The sequence below is a fragment of the Exiguobacterium sp. 9-2 genome (genome assembly GCF_036287235.1).
Lineage (GTDB): Bacteria > Bacillota > Bacilli > Exiguobacteriales > Exiguobacteriaceae > Exiguobacterium_A.
Genome location: NZ_CP142850.1, coordinates 336,477 through 354,024, shown reverse-complemented (window position 1 = coordinate 354,024; position 17,548 = coordinate 336,477). Strand labels below are relative to the sequence as shown.

Genomic DNA, 17,548 nt, shown 5'->3' with positions numbered 1-17,548 from the left:
AAAAAAAGCAGCATCGTCTACATGACGACACTGCCTTATATCATACGACTTCTTTTTCAGAGAATTGGCTATTGTACAGATCCGCATAAAATCCATCTGCCTCGAGTAATTCCTTATGAGTACCTTGTTCGATGACACGCCCTTGATTCATGACGAGAATCAAATCAGCATCTTTGATCGTCGACAGACGGTGAGCAATGACGAAACTCGTCCGTCCTTCCATCAACCGTCGCATTGCTTGCTGGATGAAGACCTCCGTCCGTGTATCCACACTAGAAGTCGCTTCATCAAGGATCATGATCGGAGGATCGGCAAGAACTGCCCGAGCAATCGTCAACAACTGTTTCTGACCTTGCGAGATGTTCGAAGCTTCCTCATTCAAGACGGTATCATACCCGTCCGGCAATGTCCGGATGAAATGATCAGCATGTGCGGTCTTCGCTGCCGCGACAATCTCTTCTTCGGTTGCTCCATTTTTACCGTAAGCAAGATTGTCTCGGATCGTACCGTTGAAGAGCCACGTATCTTGTAAGACCATACCGAACGTCGTCCGTAAGTCTTCGCGTGACATCTCACGGGTATCGATACCGTCAATTCGAATCGTCCCGCCGTTTAATTCATAAAAGCGCATCAATAGATTGATCATCGTCGTCTTACCGGCACCCGTCGGTCCAACGATCGCGACGGTTTGTCCCGGTGCGACATCAATGTTCATATCCTCGATCAAGAGATCGTTTCCGTAACCAAAATCAACGTGTTCGAATGCAACGGCTCCTTCAGCCTGCGCAAGACGATGCGTCGTCACTTCCTTGATCTCTTCTTCTTCGTCCAGTAATTCGAAGACACGTTCCGCTGCTGCGACCGTCGATTGGACGATGTTCGCGATGTTCGCCGTTTGTGTGATTGGTTGCGTGAACTGGCGTGTATAGGTGATGAACGCTTGGATATCCCCGATCGAGATCGCCCGTTGCGTGACGAGAATCCCGCCGACGATACTGATCAGAACGTAACTGATATTCCCGATGAACATCATCATCGGCATGATGATCCCGGAGATGAACTGTGCTTTACGTCCTGCTTCATACAACTCCTCGTTGACGGCATCGAACTGCTCGACCGCTTTGCGTTCATGTCCGAACGCCTTGACGACAGAGTGTCCGGTATACATCTCTTCGACGTGTCCGTTCAACTGACCGAGTGTCCGTTGTTGATCGGCAAAGTATTTTTGGGATCGTTTCAAAATCGGACGAATCGCAAAAATCGAGACCGGCAACGAGACAAGTGAAATCAGTGTTAACAATGGACTAATCGTCAGCATCATGATTAAAATCCCGACGATTGTCACGATCGACGTGATGAATGATGTCACACTTTGTTGTAACGTACTCCCGATCGTATCGATGTCGTTCGTCACGCGGCTGAGTGTCTCCCCGTTCGGACGACCATCATAGTATTTTAATGGCAAGCGTTCGAGTTTATGATTGACGTCCTCACGTAAATCGTAGACTGTTTTTTGAGCGATGCCCGACATCAAATACTGTTGCAAGTAATTGAACAGACTACTGATGATATAAAGTCCAGCGAGCCACAAGAGGATCTGTCCGATTTTCGTGAAATCAATTTCTGCTCCTGGTACACCTTGGAATTTCGCATACGCACCTTCAAACAATTCCGTGATCGCCGTTCCCATGATTTTCGGACCGGCAATCATGAAGACTGTACTGAGGATCGCTGCTAAAAAGACACCGATCAGTGCCGTCCGACGCGGACGCAGATACCGAAGCAGGCGTCGGAACGTTGCTTTGAAATCCTTTGGTTTTTCACCAAGCATCATCATATTTCCGCCACCGGGACCACCAGGCGGAGGACCGCCGGCAGGTCGTTTCTTCTCACTCATGCGATTTCCTCCTCTGATAGTTGTGACTTAACGATTTCCTGATAGACGGCGTTGCTCGCAAACAACTCGTCGTGCGTGCCGATTCCAGCGACTTTCCCTTCATCAAGGACGATGATTTGATCGGCATCGATGACGGTACTGACACGTTGAGCAACGATCAAGACCGTCGCTTCGCGTGTTTCTTCCCGTAACGCTTTCCGAAGAGCCGCATCGGTCTTGAAGTCGAGCGCTGAAAAACTGTCATCAAAGACATATAGATCTGGTCGACGAACGAGGGCCCGAGCAATCGACAACCGTTGTTTTTGCCCACCAGAGACGTTCGATCCGCCTTGTTCGATCCGCGCATTGTAACCATCCGGCATCCGTTCGATAAAGTCCGTCGCTTGCGCGATGTGCGCTGCATGCGCGACCTCTTCATCTATCGCGTCCTCTTTCCCGAAACGAATGTTTTCGGCAATCGTACCTGTGAACAGTAACGCCTTTTGGGGAACGAAGCCGATTTTCGACCGCAGTTCCTCTTGCGGTACGTCCTGGCTATTAACGCCATTGACGCGAATGCTCCCTTCTGTTACGTCATAAAAACGGGGAATCAAATTGACGAGCGTTGATTTACCAGAACCGGTCCCACCGATCACAGCCGTCACTTCACCTGGTCGTGCCGTAAAACTAATATCGGATAAAACGGGTGTCTCAGCTCCTGGGTAACGGAACGTGACACGATCAAAGACGAGCGTTCCTTTTTCACGGTCAGCGGTTTGTGTTCCCTCATCTGTCATTGTTGGTGTCATCTCGAGGACTTCATTGATCCGTTTCGCCGAGACGGCTGCCCGCGGAATCATGACGAACATGACTGAAGCCATGACGAGAGCGAACATGATTTGCATGACGTACTGGATGAACGCCATCAAATCCCCGATCTGCATGCCGCCATTATCGATCCGGATGCCCCCGAACCAAATGACACCGACGACCGTCAAGTTCATGACGAGCATCATCACTGGCATCAAGAACGCCATGATTTTATTGACCTTGATCGAGACTTCTGTCAAATCCGCGTTCGCTTTTGTCAATCGCACTTGTTCATCACGTTCCCGGTTAAAGGCACGGATGACACGGATCCCGGTCAAGTTCTCCCGCAAGACGAGGTTCAGACGGTCGAGTCGCTTTTGAACTTTCCCAAACAACGGAACCCCTTTCCACAAAATCAACAGGATTGAAATCACAAGGACCGGCATCGCCGCGACGATGACGAGTGAGAGTTTGGCATCTTTTGAGACGGCCATGATCAATCCACCGATGAACATGATCGGTGCACTGACGACCATCCGTAACATCATGATGACGACTTGTTGGACTTGCGTGATGTCGTTCGTCGTCCGCGTGATCAATGACGCCGTTCCGACTTGGTCGAACTCTTGCAGGGAGAACCGTTCAACATGGTTGAAGACTTGGCGACGGATATCCCGTCCGAGTCCCATCGACGCCTTCGATGAATAATAACTGGCGGCAACGGCAGCTAACGCCCCGACACCGGTTATCCCGAGCATGACGGCACCAATTTTCCAGATATACGCGGTATCGCCGGTAACGACGCCTTTATCGATGATGTCCGCCATTAGTGTCGGCAAATAGAGATCAGACATTGATTGTGCGAAAACCAAGACGAGCACCGCGAGTACTGCCCATTTATACGCCGTCAATCGTTTGAGTAACTTAATCATCCGAGCATCCTCCTTTCATTTCTGGCTGTAAGATACGTCCGATGCCTTCTGCAATCTGAGCATGCGTCGCAAGCATCTGTTCGAATACCTCTTGATCAATCGTCTTTAGGACCTGTTCGAGTTGACGTTGCATTCCCTTCTCTTGTTCTTGAATCTCCGTCACGAATTGTTGTCCTTGATCACTAAGCGATAGGACGACTTCTCGTCGATTTTCAGGATTCGTCTCCCGAATGACCCAACCGGACTGAACGAGGCCCTCAATCGACTGACTCAGTGTGCTCTTTGGTAAATGCGTATGTGTCGCGAGTGCTTTTTGCGAAATCGGTCCACGTGGCGCAATCGTCATCAAGCTATGAAATTGAGGTAAACTGAGTCCGTTTTCCTGCGCCGTCTGGTGTGCTGCTCGAACGAGATGTCGTTGTACATTCCAAAACGACTGCATCATCGCCGTTGAACGAACCGTTTCCGTTTGCTCCATCCTGTTTCGCCTCCTTGTTCCATTTCAAATCGTTCCAAAAGGAACAATTACTTATATGAATTAAAATACGCTGATTATTCCTGGTTGTCAACGAAAAGGCGATGTGAAAAATCACATAGTTTTGCTATGCTTTTGTAGAGAAGGAGTGGAGATAGATGAGACATGAGATGGGATTATATGAAGTACCGTTTCGTTCGATTGAACAACGGCTGAAAACGGTCGAAATTCGACTCAATGATCTGAAACGCCAACAAGTACAAGTCGGTGATCAGATTCAGTTCACGCATACGGAGACGAACGAGACGCTACTCGTCCAGGTGACGAAACGGGAGACATTTCAAGATTTTCAAGCACTGTATGAACACGTATCACAGGAATCCATCGACTGCGTCGGTTGGTCGATCGATGAACTCGTAACATCTACGTATACGATCTATTCACCAGAAGCCGAGCAACAGTACGGAACACTGGCTCTTCATATCGAGTTATTGCCATAAAAAACGTCTTTTCTACAGTCAGCGTAGAAAAGACGTTTTTGAATTCATTCGGGTTCGACGTGAACATGGATATCATAAACTCCGTATTCTTCCGTCAGCGTATCCTCAACACGTGTCGCAATATCGTGCGCTTGATGGATATTCAAGGTGGAGTTGACGAGGATGACGACATCAACGACTTCATTGTTGCCGTAGTTACGTCCTTTGATCGATTTGATGCCTTTGACACCTTCGAGATCGAAAATGACATCTTCGTACATTTTCAGTTTCTTCTCATCAAAGCCATCTGTCAGTTCGTGTGACGCTTCCGTGAAGATATCCCACGCCGTCTTACAGATCAAGAAGCCGACGATGATCGCTGTCACGACATCAAGCCAGGGCATGCCGAACTGTGATCCGACGATCCCGATTGTCGTCCCGACACTGACCCAAGCATCGGATAGATTATCTTTCGCTGCCGCCATGACGGCTTTGCTTTCAATCTCCTCGGATAACTTCTTATTGTAACGATAGACGAAGTACATCACGAGAGCTGAACCAATTCCGACGTACGCTGCAAGAACATCAGGCGATTCCTGCTTGCCTTCGAATAACGTCGAGATCGTATCGATCAAGACTTGGAGACCGACTGCCATCATGATGAAGGAAGCTACGAGCGAGGCAATCGTCTCACTTTTCCAGTGTCCGTACTTGTGATCGTCATCTGCCGGACGTTGTGAGATCCGTAAGCCGATTAAGACGGCAATCGACGCGATGATGTCCGTCGCGTTGTTCAAACCGTCCGCCCGGAGTGCGGCGGAATCTGCTGTATAACCAATGATTAATTTTAAAGATGATAACAAGATATAGGCTGCAATACTGATCATCGCACCGCGTTCGCCGCGTTTTAGATTATCGTATTTTTGTTGTTCCATTCTCGTCGCCCCCACTTTCTCTGCGATTAGCAAACCTCATCGTACCAGTCGGAAATCGAGTGGGTCTAGAGAAATCATTTTGTTTCAAACTAGGTAATTAATAAATACGCAATAATGTTTCCCTATACCAAACTGAATTTAATTGGTTCATGTGGCTCTTTTGAAAAAAATCGGTAGCTTTATCTTAAAGAGAAACCAACTTTTTTGACTTGTCAGACTCTTTGACGAACATAATTCGTGCAAGTTCTGAAGGGAATCGGTAGACTAAAGGTACAACACCAAGAGGAGGAGTTCTCACAATGGCAGAATTCATTAAGAGTGAAGAAACATTCAAGGAATTGATTTCAAGTGATGCACCGGTCATCATTAAGTTTGAAGCAGACTGGTGCCCAGACTGCAAACGGATGGATTACTTCATGCCGGACGTCGAGTCACAATTCGACCACTTACCAATCCATACGATCGACAAGGATGAGTTCCCTGAAATCGCATCGAACCATGATGTCATGGGAATCCCAAGCTTGCTCGTCTTTAAAAACAATGAAAAATTAGCGCACTTGCACAGTGCAAATGCCAAAACACCAGAAGAAGTTACAGCATTCTTAAAGCAAAACTTCAACTAAGCAAAAATAACCTGACGCCGCAGCGTCAGGTTATTTTTTTTTATGTATCGATCTGATTTGAAATGCTACTTCAATCCGTCTCAACTTTTCTTAAAAAAGATACGGGTGAACAGATTCGTAATCGTTCCAGCTATAGCTGCTTCGATTAGAGCTACGACAATGATAGCCATTATTTCTTTTAAACTAGGTATTCCCAAAAAATTAATTGCATTCAAAACAAGAAATAATACGAAAAAAATTATATAGTCTAATTTGCGCATCATTTTTAGTCACTCCTTATCTAAATACATATCCTTTTTTTATGTTACCATTTTTGGTACATCTAACTTCATGCTTGATATACACTTCTTTAATATTAATCCCAACTCCCTTATAAGAAAAACCGTAGCTAAAGTTACCAGAAGCTGTAGCTACATAAGAAGTTCCATCTGATTCTCTAGCTGTTTTAAAATTAGTTACTTGCCATACAGATAAAGTACCACGTTTACTATAACCGTCTAATCCAGATCGATACCATGCTTTTGCACCATTATAGTAAAACTTAGCACTAACTGATACTGTAAATAACTTTATATTTGCAATAGAATAATAAGATTTTGTATTTGATCCGGGAACACTTTTTTTAGAGGATTTAGCTAAGCTAGAAAATGATTGAATATCAGGATTCTCGTTAGATTCTTCTTCAGAACTAGGATTTGACTCTTCTATAGAGTACATTCCGTTTTTGTATAAAGTTACTTTTTTTTCATCAATATTGTATTCTTTTTCAATTAGTGAATCTGCTATTTCTTCATCAGATTTCCCGATTTTTTTTAACAAAGTTGTTTCTTTTTCGACTTTATCTTGTAAAGCTTGTAATGATTCTGGAGAAACTTCTTCTTGTTTCTCAAAGAAATGTTTTACATCTTCAGTGTTGATGTTTGTTTCCTTCTCTTTAATAAAATCACTAAGGTTTTCTCCAGTCTCACTTAAATGTGCTTCTGCTAGTTCCAAGGTTTTCACATTATGATCATCTGAATTTTCTGTTAATCCTTGAGCGTTTACATTTACAAAATTCATCATTAAGATTGTTGTACTAATAGAAGTAAATATCTTTTTTTTCATAAAATCACCCTTTTCTAATATTTTACACAACATAAAATTAACATATATAGAAAAAAAAATCCTTTAAATCTCCTATTTTAAAACCTTACATTTTTGAAATTAACTGAAAATTATTTGTTTAATTTAAATAATTACTTAAAATGCTCCGTTTTTAAGTTAGCTAAAGTCATTTAAAATCTATCGTAAAAATCGACACACGTCTTTTTTGAGAAAAATTAATGATTTATTTAAAATGATATTTCATATAAGTTGAATTATTATAAATAAAAAAAACCTGAGAAGTGTACTTTTCTCAAGTCTACTTTTCAGGCTCTAAATCAATATACATAAATTCTTTTTTCAACTTCACAATCAAACATATACTTTTCGCATACCAGGATACGTTATTACTTAATATGAGTTTTTGTTCGTCGAACTGAGTTAGGCGTGAGTTTTCTGACTTAACGTTCACACGCGATGCCGTCTTTATCCCGGTCTCTTTTCGTGTTTAAGTTATACGTCGCAAGACTCACGTATGCCTTGTACTTTGTTGCTTTGTAGATCGGTTTTCCATTCTTGTCATACCCGGTCCGATTCTTTAGACCCGCTTTTTTCGCGACACCGCCTTTATACGTCTTTTGCATTTCTGCACAACTGGAAAAGGCTTTTGCTTTCGTTGCCGCTTCACTGGCTGCCGGAACATGGATCAAGGCAAGACTGACGACACCCGCTAGTACGAGCCGACTCCATTTTTTCATAGGGATTCCTCCTTTTTTCAAAAAACAACGATTCGTCTTTTGATTATAAGAGGTCATTTTTAGAAATTGTTCCCTTTTTCATTTTTACGTCAATGATTTTTAAAATCTGACAATCAACGAATATAGGATGAGCTGACGAGGTCGTCTTTTAAGATTGAAGTCGGGATCTTAAATTCAACGATGCCCATATATCCTGGAGCGATGCTGTACTCATCAAACGACAGGACTAATTTGTGGTCTGTTGTAATATAGAAATTTTGCTTCGCGGAAATGCGCTTGAACTGTTCGCTCTCCGGTACATCTGGTGTTCCTTCGACAAAGTAGACTTTCCCTTCGTCTGCCTTCATTTGCCGACGCATTTCTTCTTTTAGATAATCACTGATCGTCGTGATATATCTGTCATTCTTGAACAAGGATGGTAACGTCAGGACAAGCTGTTGCTTCTTATCAATCGTATCGTACTGGACGCTTTCCGATGCACTTGCCCGTGTCTCCGTGACGATTCGACCAATCGACAACAGGTCGTCCGTATCCGTCTTGATGTCGTATCGGCTATCGATCGCAAATACTCCCTCTTGTCCGTGCGTCTCTTGTTTGAACTTTTCATATAACGCTTGTCCTTCCGCGATATACTTTTCATTCAGCTGTTGCTCGAGCGCTTTGTCCGGTAACGTCACTTGGGGTGCTTTAATATCAGCCGACTGTTGTGTCTTCATCTCTTTCCAGTCGATCGTCACGATCTCAGTCAGTTGACCGAAGACCGGCACCTTCGCCATCGCGTCCGCAAACGACGCATTACTATTTAATCCGCCAATGAATAACGTGATGGCGGCCGCTGTAATCAACACGGATTGCTTCGTCCGCGAAGGACGAGTTCGACGCTCGACTCGGGCAATCATTTCATCGAGTTCTTTTGGGACCGGTGGTTGTTGGTAAGCCTGTTTCAGATCATCAAGTTTGTTTGACATCTAGATCATCTCCATTCAATTTCATTTTCAGTAAGGTCAACCCTTTATAGAGGCGAGACTTGGTCGTACTTAGGTTCAGCTCTAAAATCGTCGCGACATCTTTTAAGATCAAGTCTTCGAAATAGTGTAAGATAACGACTTCCCGGTACATGACAGGCAGCTCCTCTAGCGCCTGTCGTAAATCGGAATCCGGGTATGTATCTTCTTTCGTCGCGACAAGTTCGATCAGTCGCTCCGTGTCGTAACTGATACTATGCTGACGTTTCCGGATCGCATCGATCGCTGTTCGTGTCAAAATCTGATAGAACCAGGCTTTCATCCGTTCATCATCCTCGAGTCGGTCGAGTGATTGTAACGCTTTTTGGATGCTGTCCTGAATGACATCCAGACTATCCTGTTCATTTTTCATATAACTGTAGGCTAACCAGTAGAGATTCGGTTTGTATTGCTTTAAAAAACGGACGAATGCTCGTTCCCGTTTTCTCATTTGGCGAGAGGTCATAGGCCGCGGCTCCTTTTTTCGATATCGTTCTGTGTATACATCATTAAGACGGGCGAGTCGAGAAAAAAGTTGACGCACAACAAAAAAAGGCGACACAAGGTCACCTTTTTGAATCAATAATTTAAATGTCGTGATGCATCATTCCAGACTTTTACGTGAAGCGTGATCAAGGCGATACCGTACAGAACACTCATGTATAACGAAAACTCACCAAACAGAACATCCGTCCAGGCATTTAATCCAAACAATGGGATGACGAAGAGGAAATAGAATATGAACTGAACACTCGCAAGCCCATCAAACCAAATCGTCTCAGAAAACGCGCCTTCAAGTAACGAAACACCGTAGATGAATAACGCCGCAACGAGACCAATCCGGATATACCAGACCATAAGTCGAAGTGCTTTATCTTCTTTGATATAGAATAGAGACCCGACTAAACCAATAAGCCAGACAACGGAGGCAATGCTTTGCCATCCGTTAATCGTTCCGTCCGGATGGAGCATGGCGGACCATCCGTTAATTCCAATCATGACAAGTAAACCTAAAATAAAGATGAACCGATACGGTAAGTCCCTCTGACGCATGACGTTTCCTCCCCTGAAAACGAATAGATGTCACCTCTACACTTTACATTCCATATGATGGGTTTTAATCCTTTTTCTTTTACACATTTTTTCACCCTATTTCTATTGATTTTTTTATTTAATCCGGGCAAAAGGGGCTGACTCAAAAGTCAGTCTCTACAAAGATAAGGGTGGCAGAATGATGATCTGCCACCCTTATCTTTTAACAAAAAGAATGACGCGTCACACGCCACTCCTACAGGAAAAAGCGCATTATGCGCTGTCAGAGACAAACAAGACCCGATTTCCTGCTTGAATGAAGCAGGAAAACTGGCTTGTGTCTCGCCTGAGGAAAGGGCGTGAAAAGACGCGTCATTCTTTTTTTGAGTCAGCCTCTTTTCCTTATACGCTTTGGGGAAGCGTAGCTTTATGTTGCTTGATCACGTTCGCATACCAATGAGCACTGTCCTTCCAAATTCGTTCCTGTGTCTCGAAATCGACATACAGGATTCCGAAGCGTTTTTCGTAACCGAAGCTCCACTCGAAGTTGTCAAGAAGCGACCATAAGTAGTAGCCATCAATATTCATGCCTTCTTCATTCAAATCCGAGATTGCTTGCAAGTGTTGCGCAACATAATCGATTCGGTTTTGGTCGGCGACCCGTCCTTCAATCAGCTCATCGTCAAATGCGGCTCCGTTTTCTGTAATATAGATCGGTAAATCTGTATATTCCGCCCGCAATCGGCGAATTAAGTCCTTGAATGCGTTCGGTGCAATGTCCCATCCCATCGCGGTTCTGTCGTAGTCAGAATACGCAGCTTTTTGTAGAAAATCATTTGCTGCGCTGAATTCGACGAGGTTGCGGCTATAGAAATTAATCCCGAGGAAGTCACACGGTACAGCAATCGTTTCCATGTCCCCTTCCTGGATGAAAGCAAACGAATGGACATATTTTGAGAAAAGATTCATCATGTCGACCGGATAATGCCCCTTAAAGACCGGATCAAGGAACCAACGATTCGCATAGCCGTCTGCATTATTCATCGCTAACCGATCATTGACCGAATCTGTCTTTGCATATTTAGGCGCCAGATTGAGTGTAATGCCGATCGGTGTCGTCGATTTCATCTCTTCCTTCAGCATTTCGACTGCTTTTCCGTGAGATAAGAGCAAATGATGCACCGCATGAACGGCTTCGTTTAGATCAGTATGACCGGGTGCATGTTCCCCGATGTGATAGCTGAGGAACCCAGCACACCACGGCTCATTGTGCGTAATCCAAGAGTCGACGACTTCGTCAAGCTCCGTAAAACATGCCCGTGCAAAATCAAGGAACCAGTCGACCGATTCTCGGTTGACCCAGCCGCCTTCTTCGTGTGCCCAGAGTGGCAAATCCCAATGATACAGTGTGACAGCCGGCTTAATGCCCTCTTCGCGCAAGCGTGTTGCAAGCTGCTTATAAAACGCCATGCCTTCAGGATTATAAATTCCTTTTTGCGGAAAAATCCGTGGCCAGGCAATCGAGAAGCGATACGTATCGACGCCAAGCTTCTTAATATGGGCGATGTCCTCTTCATAACGATGGTAATGATCACAAGCGACGTTACCGTTTTGCCAGTTGAAGACCTTGCCATCTTCTGCGCAAAACGCATCCCAGATGGAAGGCGTCCGTCCGTCTTCGTTGTAAGCGCCCTCGATTTGATACGACGATGTGGCTGTTCCGAATACAAAGTTTGGTGCAAATTTCATGTATGTCATCTCCTTTGACGAATTATTCTTTGACGGCACCAGCCGAGATACTGCTAACGATATACTTCGAGAGGAACAAGAAAGCGATCATGATCGGCACGACGGAAATCGCGATGCCGAGATACAGTGACCCTAAGTTCTCTGCGACTTGTGAACCTTTCAAGAATCCCATCAAGACCGGGAGCGTATACTTTTCTGGCGAGAAGAGTAAGACGAGCGGCATGATGTAGTTATTCCAAGAACCGATGAAGGTGAAGATCGACATCGTCGCAATCGCGGGCATCATCATCGGTAAGGCGATCGTATGGAAGATCCGCCATTCGCTTGCTCCATCGATACGTGCTGCTTCAATCAAACTCGGATGGAGGACCGTCTGGACGTACTGCCGGATGAAGAACACGGTGAACGGGCTAGCAATAGCCGGTACGATGAGCGGAATGAAGCTATCGAGCAATCCTAAGTTTTTGCTGAGCTCATAAAAACCGATCAATCCGAGCTGTCCTGGAATCATCATCATGATCAGCATGAACACGAACAAGACATTTTTTCCTTTGAATTGATAGAATGCAAAACCGAATGCGGTCAAGGCGGAAAAGTATCCCGACAAGACGGTCACGAGTACAGCAATGATCAAGCTGTTTTTAAAGCCGGACCAGATATTGACGTACGAACTCAACGCCGCGTAGTTGTCAGCAAGCGAGTTGCCCGGGATCAAAGAAAAGCCGGACAGGACTTCTTCATTTGACCGGGTTGCGTTGACGATCATCATCAAGAATGGAATGATGCAGGCAATCGTCAAGGCAATCAATGCGAGGTAAATGATCGTTTTTCCAAGCCATGGTTTTTTCCGTTTTGGAGGCGGCGGCAATCGAAGCGGATGCTCCGAGCGTTCTGGTTGTTCTTCCGTTTGTGGCACGAGCCGGCGTGCTTCTGCATTTCGTTCCATCGGTCAGGCTCCTTTCGGTGAACGTTCTTTTCGGAACATCCCTTTGAAGACGATGATTGAAAAAACAAGAGTGATGGCAAACAACCCATAAGCGACAGCTGCAGCATAGCCATAGTTGTTGTATTTGAATGCCTGGTTATAGAGATACAGCACCATCGTATTCAGTGCCCCGTCCGGCGCCCCGATTCCATCTGTGATCAGCATCGGCAGGTCGAACAATTGCAAACCACCGATCAGTGAGGTGATCATGATATACAATAAGATTGGCTTGAGCAGCGGCAAAGTGATTCGAGAAAAAATTTGCCATCGGGTCGCTCCGTCAATCAAGGCCGCTTCAAAATAATCTTTCGAGATGCCAGACACGCCTGCCATGACGACGATGAACGAGTGACCGAGCCACATCCATGTCAGGATGAGTGAAACAGATACTTGTGCTGTGACAGGTTGTGTTAACCAGTTGATTGGCTCTGAAATGATACCGATCTTCATCAACATCATGTTGAGCGAGCCATGTTGCCAGTCGAGCAAGATTCCAAACAGTAACGCCACGGAGCTGATCGTAATCAAGTTCGGCAGATAAAAGGTCGCTCGGAAGAACGCGAGCCCCTTCAATTTCAATTGGAGGTCGGAGAACAGCAATGCAAGCAACAATGCTCCGCCAATTTGTAAGGTAAAGTTGACAGCCCAAATCTTGATCGTGTTAAAGAACGCTTCGATGAAGTAACTGTCACTCAATAGCCGAGTATAGTTCGCAAGACCAACGACTTGTTCCCCTTCAGCCCCCGTATAGTTCGTAAAGCTGTAATAGAATGTCAGGGCGACCGGATAAATACTGAAGATCAGGAAGACGATCCAAAACGGTGCGATGAAGAGATACCCAGTGCGATCGATTTTTTTCACAGGTTAAGCTCCTTTCTTCCATGAGAAAAGGTGAGGCAGGATGCGCCCCACCTGCTCGTTATTCGGGTACTTTTACATCAGGGTACGCGTTTTTGACTTTTTTATAGAATTCCGTAAGAGCTTCGTCCTTTGATTTTTTTCCGCGAACATACTCTGTCACGGCAGCTCCATAGAGCGTGTCAAGTTGTTGATCATACTTCGTAACGATGCCTGGTTTGATTTGGTCTGCTTGCTTTAAGAAAAATTCGTAGTTGTTCTGTCCATCCAAGAAATCTTCTTTAAAGTTAGTCTTGATTTTATCCGTGACTGGCTTGAATGCTAAGACGTCACCCGTTTCCTTTGCCCAATCTGTCAAGAATTCTTCGTCCTGCGTCATCATTTTGACGAAATCATACGCGAGTTTTTGTTTTTCCGAATCTTTGTAGACGCCTAACCATGTTCCGCCCCAGAAGTAAGGACTCGGTCCGCTCGTGACAGCCCAGTCTCCTGCGGATTTTTTCACGTTTTCCTTCAAGACGCTATGCAGTCCCCAAGTCGGTAACACATACGAGAAGACCTCTGTCTGAATTTCTTTGCCATTCTCTTTGACTTTGACTGGTTTATCCATGCCGGCGTACCACGATGGTGACCATTCCGGTGCAAGGGCAGTATATTGTTTCGTACGGAGTTCTTTTGCGTAGTCCATATATTCTTTTCGCGCATCGGTCAAGACGAGCTCCTGCTTGTCGTTGACCCATGGTTGTGGATCATTGCCTTGCACGAACCAACGAATCGATCCTTCATCTGGGAACATTTTATAGCCTTTTTGCTTCATTTTATCGGCGACTTCAAACACCCCATCCATTGAATTCATCATGCCGCCGATTTTTTTCGGGTCGTCTGTTCCAAGTACTTTTTTCGCAATGCTTCGTTTGTAGTAAATGCCTCCTGGCGTCGTTTGCCAAGAGAGCGCACGCACGTTTCCTTCTTTATCTTTCCCCATGTCAAATACATACGGAATGTAGTCTTTTGCGACGTCATCTGCATTAAACGGCTTTTCGGATAAATTTGCCCAGTAGCCAGCGTCGACCCATTGTTTCAAGAAGGCGATTTCACCCGTGAAGATATCTGGTGCTCCGACGCCACTTTCAAGAGCTGGTTTCAACTTCGTCGGATAGTCGGCCATTGGCACGATCGTCAATTCGACTTTGACGCCATTCTTTTCTTCAAATTTTTTGATTGGCTTTTTTAATTCATCCGTAAATGACCAAATCTTTAAGACCTCTTTGCCACCACTTGTAGTGTCTTCGCCACTTCCCGTACATCCCGCTAAGACAGTTGCTGTCATGGCACCAATCGTGACTGCACTAATGAACGCCTTTTTCATTTCATCCCATCCTTTTTTAATAGTTTTTAAGTAAGCGGTTTCAATTTAATCGTTTAATCCGAAAGCGCTTTCGAAAATGACAAGAAAATAATCGAAAGCCCTTTCGTAACTGCCGTAAAAATAATTTCGGAATCGCTCTCGCGTTTTCTCCCTGACAACCAGCGAGAGCGATTCCGAAATCGTCGCACGTCACTCAGGTGCAGGACCTGTCGAATGACGAACGATCAACTCGACGGGAATGACGTCTTGTGTCGTCATCCGCTGTTTATCGACAATCTGTTCGATCAAGACTGAAGCCGCTTGCTGACCAATTGTTTCCGTATCTTGCCGAACAGTCGTCAGCTTCGGTGTGATATACTTCGCCATCTCGATATCATCGTAGCCTACGAGTGAGATATCTGTTGGAATCTGTAAGCCAGCTTCATGAATCGCTTCAATAGCGCCGATTGCCATTTGGTCCCCTGCCGCAAAGACAGCAGTCGGTCGATCCGGTAGCACCAGCAATTCTTGCATCGCCCGTTTTCCTTCTTCTCCGGAAAACAACCCACCGTTTGCAATATAGCCGTCCGGAATCGGCAAACCAAACTGAGTCATTGCTTGTTTATAACCTTCGATCCTTGCTGCACCAGCATCCGTCGTCGTATCGCCAGCGATATGCGCAATCCGGCGATGACCTAATTCATATAGATGCTCGACGGCTAGTCGCCCACCCGTAATATTGTCGGAATAGACGACGCTACAATCCGGACTGTACATATCAACGACAACGATCGGAATCGTACTTTGAATCAATTCTTGAACGTGCAGATCCAACTGGTCCGAACAGATGACGACAATGCCATCAACTGCTCGGTGCCGAAAGTGCTCCAAGTAACTCATGTCCCGATTACGTAAATTTCGTGATGCAAAAATCAGATCATAACCTTGTTGCTCCGTTGCTTTCCGGAAGCTTTCAATGATCGCATTAAAGAACGGATGCATCATGCCGACACCATGTGCTTCTGAAAACATGACACCAATCGTCCACGAACGTTTTGTCGAGAGCGATTGAGCATGTGCATTCGGCAAGTATCCCATCTCAGCTGCCGCCTGGACGATCTTCGCTTTCGTCTTTTCACTGACATCTGAATAATTATTTAAGGCTTTCGAGACCGTCGTGATCGAAAAACCAGTCATCTTCGCTAAATCATAAATTGTTCCCATACTACTCACTCCATTTCACCGAAAGCGCTTTCGATAAATTTAGTATACGAAGTCTTTCTGGAAGTTGCAACCTATTTTTTATAAAAATCAGATAAATTGAAACCGTTATCATTTATACTAAATAAATCAGCAACCTACTCTTTTTATACGAACGAATGTTTGGTACACTGAAAGAAACACATTCTCCCTTTTGAAAGGAGCTTTCCCATGCCGATTAATCCGTATCTTGTCTTTAATGGAAATACCCGTGAAGCGTTGACGTTCTACACAGAGGTGTTCCAGGAAGAAATGCCGGAAATCATGGAGTTCGGACCAGGTCCTGGACCGGATGGTCAACCGTATCCACCGGAGCACCAGACACTGATTTTACACGCACAACTCATCGTTCATGGCACACGTCTCATGTTCTCAGACGCGATGCCACAAAACCCTGTGACGTTCGGACAAAACATCACGTTAGCCCTCCACTTAGCTGATGTGAAGCTTTTGCACGAAACGTTCGCACGGCTCGCTGAAGGCGGCAAGATCATCATGCCGATTCAAAAGACGTTTTGGAGTGAAGCCTATGGTATTGTCGAAGATGCGTTTGGCGTACAATGGCAGGTTAATCATGAAACGAGTATGGGCTAATGAATAATGATCCGGCTTTTAGAAGCCGGATCATTATTCATTCAAGAAACAAGTGTAGCGCATTATAAATTGAAGGGAGGGGTTCCTATTGAATCAACAAGAGCTGTATACGATCTTTCCCCAGCTCGTCTTATATCCGAACTTATTTTATCACAATGCGAACGGAATCCGCTTTGAGCTAGGCGATTCAACATTGCTTAAAAACGTTGGTCTAGATGATCCGAATTATCTAGAGTCCGCCTATCGAAAAGCCCTAACCTTATTCGAAGCCATTCATGCTCCATCTGATCTTATCACATGGATCGTGCAGGTCAGTCCCTACAAAAGAACAAGCGGTTGGAAACCGGTCGTGCATAGTGGATTTGTGAAGTACTTGAAGTCCCCTTCCTTCCGCTATCGCCTGCGGTGCGATCGTACACCACAACATGATGAAGAGCATCCCTATGCTACATACACATTATCTTTGACCTGTACGCGGCAAGAGATTCATTATCCAGCTTTGATCCGTGATATTTGCAGTCATGATGTCATGGCTCGCCCTTCTTTTATCCATCGTACCTTTTTCTTTAATCCGAGACGAAAGAGTCTGTTTCACATCTATGATGACCAAGGCTGTGACCTGATTGGCGAAACACCTGACGCTATCCGTGATCTCTACAATGATTATAAGCATTGGATATTGAACCATGATAAAAACACTATTGATCAGACATTCTCACTATAAAAAGGCGATTCTTTGACTTAGAA

19 protein-coding genes are annotated in these 17,548 nt (G+C 45.0%); 4 read left to right on the top strand and 15 right to left on the bottom strand.

Annotated features, from left to right (window positions below; genetic code table 11):
* Positions 1–40 precede the first annotated feature (40 nt).
* The 3 genes from VJ374_RS01950 to VJ374_RS01940 are packed head-to-tail and all read right to left on the bottom strand — an operon-like array spanning position 41 to position 4,096.
* Positions 41–1,897 (bottom strand): ABC transporter ATP-binding protein, encoded by a 1,857-nt coding sequence (locus VJ374_RS01950; protein WP_035411164.1) that lies wholly within the window; start codon positions 1,895–1,897, stop codon positions 41–43.
* Entirely contained in the window at positions 1,894–3,618 is a 1,725-nt protein-coding gene (locus VJ374_RS01945) for an ABC transporter ATP-binding protein (RefSeq protein WP_329469957.1), read from the bottom strand. Before VJ374_RS01945 ends, VJ374_RS01950 begins: the two co-directional genes overlap by 4 nt.
* Positions 3,611–4,096 (bottom strand): MarR family winged helix-turn-helix transcriptional regulator, encoded by a 486-nt coding sequence (locus VJ374_RS01940; RefSeq protein ID WP_329469956.1) that lies wholly within the window; start codon positions 4,094–4,096, stop codon positions 3,611–3,613. The genes VJ374_RS01945 and VJ374_RS01940 overlap by 8 nt, the downstream gene beginning before the upstream one ends.
* Before the next feature lie 155 nt (positions 4,097–4,251).
* Between VJ374_RS01940 and VJ374_RS01935 the strand changes: the two genes are divergently transcribed.
* Positions 4,252–4,593, top strand: a complete 342-nt coding sequence (locus VJ374_RS01935) for an ASCH domain-containing protein (protein WP_329469955.1) — start codon at positions 4,252–4,254, stop codon at positions 4,591–4,593.
* Positions 4,594–4,637: 44 nt separating this feature from the next.
* Here the strand turns inward: VJ374_RS01935 and VJ374_RS01930 are convergent, their stop codons facing one another.
* Complete coding sequence (locus tag VJ374_RS01930) at positions 4,638–5,507, bottom strand: cation diffusion facilitator family transporter (protein WP_053452503.1); 870 nt, start codon at positions 5,505–5,507, stop codon at positions 4,638–4,640.
* Positions 5,508–5,806: 299 nt separating this feature from the next.
* Between VJ374_RS01930 and VJ374_RS01925 the strand changes: the two genes are divergently transcribed.
* A complete protein-coding gene (locus tag VJ374_RS01925; RefSeq protein ID WP_023466923.1) occupies positions 5,807–6,130 on the top strand; it encodes a thioredoxin family protein in 324 nt (107 codons plus the stop codon).
* Between the two features lie 80 nt (positions 6,131–6,210).
* Here the strand turns inward: VJ374_RS01925 and VJ374_RS01920 are convergent, their stop codons facing one another.
* The 11 genes from VJ374_RS01920 to VJ374_RS01870 form a co-directional block, all read right to left on the bottom strand.
* On the bottom strand, positions 6,211–6,393 hold the full coding sequence (locus VJ374_RS01920; protein ID WP_329469952.1) for a hypothetical protein: 183 nt from the start codon (positions 6,391–6,393) through the stop codon (positions 6,211–6,213).
* Positions 6,394–6,406: 13 nt separating this feature from the next.
* A complete protein-coding gene (locus VJ374_RS01915; protein WP_329469950.1) occupies positions 6,407–7,189 on the bottom strand; it encodes a hypothetical protein in 783 nt (260 codons plus the stop codon).
* Positions 7,190–7,674: 485 nt separating this feature from the next.
* The gene (locus VJ374_RS01910) at positions 7,675–7,971 is read right to left on the bottom strand and encodes an excalibur calcium-binding domain-containing protein (RefSeq protein ID WP_294744539.1); all 297 of its coding nucleotides are present in this window, start codon (positions 7,969–7,971) and stop codon (positions 7,675–7,677) included.
* Between the two features lie 113 nt (positions 7,972–8,084).
* On the bottom strand, positions 8,085–8,939 hold the full coding sequence (locus VJ374_RS01905) for an anti-sigma-V factor RsiV (RefSeq protein WP_329469947.1): 855 nt from the start codon (positions 8,937–8,939) through the stop codon (positions 8,085–8,087).
* A complete protein-coding gene (locus VJ374_RS01900; protein WP_329469945.1) occupies positions 8,923–9,441 on the bottom strand; it encodes an RNA polymerase sigma factor SigV in 519 nt (172 codons plus the stop codon). The genes VJ374_RS01905 and VJ374_RS01900 overlap by 17 nt, the downstream gene beginning before the upstream one ends.
* A 113-nt stretch (positions 9,442–9,554) precedes the next feature.
* Entirely contained in the window at positions 9,555–10,028 is a 474-nt protein-coding gene (locus VJ374_RS01895) for a hypothetical protein (RefSeq protein WP_290774492.1), read from the bottom strand.
* 381 nt (positions 10,029–10,409) lie between these two features.
* Entirely contained in the window at positions 10,410–11,756 is a 1,347-nt protein-coding gene (locus VJ374_RS01890; RefSeq protein ID WP_329469944.1) for a GH1 family beta-glucosidase, read from the bottom strand.
* Between the two features lie 22 nt (positions 11,757–11,778).
* Positions 11,779–12,702, bottom strand: coding sequence for a carbohydrate ABC transporter permease (locus VJ374_RS01885; RefSeq protein ID WP_329469943.1), 924 nt, complete (start codon positions 12,700–12,702; stop codon positions 11,779–11,781).
* Positions 12,703–12,705: 3 nt separating this feature from the next.
* Positions 12,706–13,602 carry a carbohydrate ABC transporter permease gene (locus VJ374_RS01880; protein WP_035411191.1) on the bottom strand — a complete coding sequence of 299 codons (897 nt, stop codon included), beginning with the start codon at positions 13,600–13,602 and terminating at the stop codon, positions 12,706–12,708.
* A gap of 58 nt (positions 13,603–13,660) precedes the next feature.
* Positions 13,661–14,968, bottom strand: a complete 1,308-nt coding sequence (locus VJ374_RS01875; RefSeq protein WP_329469941.1) for an ABC transporter substrate-binding protein — start codon at positions 14,966–14,968, stop codon at positions 13,661–13,663.
* 189 nt (positions 14,969–15,157) lie between these two features.
* Positions 15,158–16,171: a LacI family DNA-binding transcriptional regulator gene (locus tag VJ374_RS01870; protein ID WP_290786063.1), complete on the bottom strand. Its 1,014-nt coding sequence runs from the start codon at positions 16,169–16,171 to the stop codon at positions 15,158–15,160.
* 207 nt (positions 16,172–16,378) lie between these two features.
* Between VJ374_RS01870 and VJ374_RS01865 the strand changes: the two genes are divergently transcribed.
* On the top strand, positions 16,379–16,801 hold the full coding sequence (locus VJ374_RS01865; RefSeq protein ID WP_329469939.1) for a VOC family protein: 423 nt from the start codon (positions 16,379–16,381) through the stop codon (positions 16,799–16,801).
* A gap of 88 nt (positions 16,802–16,889) precedes the next feature.
* The gene (locus VJ374_RS01860) at positions 16,890–17,525 is read left to right on the top strand and encodes a DUF3885 domain-containing protein (RefSeq protein ID WP_329469937.1); all 636 of its coding nucleotides are present in this window, start codon (positions 16,890–16,892) and stop codon (positions 17,523–17,525) included.
* Positions 17,526–17,548 lie beyond the last annotated feature (23 nt).